The organism is Chitiniphilus eburneus (assembly GCF_005048205.1).
In the GTDB taxonomy this organism is placed as follows: domain Bacteria; phylum Pseudomonadota; class Gammaproteobacteria; order Burkholderiales; family Chitinibacteraceae; genus Chitiniphilus; species Chitiniphilus eburneus.
In genome coordinates this window covers 1-667 of record NZ_SUMF01000087.1, presented here as the reverse complement: position 1 = coordinate 667, position 667 = coordinate 1, and the positions used below count along the sequence as shown (strand labels likewise).

General features: G+C 66.9%; 1 protein-coding gene. It reads left to right on the top strand.

Translation table 11 applies throughout. The annotated features are described in order from the left end of the window. Nucleotides 1-147: 147 nt before the first annotated feature. The coding region (locus tag FAZ21_RS20075; protein WP_246038799.1) for a carbohydrate-binding protein at nt 148-667 on the top strand (520 nt) is incomplete at its 3' end.

Sequence of the window (667 nt, the reverse complement as noted above, 5' to 3'; positions counted from 1 at the left end):
GCAACATCAAACGCGAAGACCGCAACGACCCGGCCGGCGTGCTCGCCGCCGCCCAACAAAGCGCCCAACAGGCCAAGGCCAGCCCGCTGCCCGCCAAGCCTTGAGCCATCGGCCCCATCAAAAAAAAAAGAAGTGAGAAAAACTGTGATGAACTTGATTTCCACCAGCCTGCGGCGTTGCCGCAGGCCGATGCGGCACGCCGTGCTTGCCGCTGCACTGCTTGGCGCCACGCCCTGGCTGTTGCCGCCGAGCGTGTCCCCCACCTGGGCCGCCGAGACCTGCGAACCGGCCTGGCAAGCCGGCACGATCTATACCGGCAGCGAGATCATCAGCCACCAGCAGCAACGCTACCAAGCCAAATGGTGGACCAAGGGTGACGATCCCACGCAATCGGGGCCTTACGGCCCGTGGCGCCTGCTGGGAGCTTGCGCCAGCGTGACGCCAGCGCCGGTGGTGACGCCCCCCCCGACCGAGGTGCCAACGCCGACGCCTACCCCGGTCGTGACACCCACACCCACACCAAGTCCGACGCCGGTCGTGACGCCTACACCCACACCGGTTGTTACGCCCACCCCAACAGCAGTACCAGGCGCACTGCCCGCGCACCAGCCCACCGTCAGCACCTACTACGACTACGACGCCCTCGGCCGCCTGCAACGCACCATGG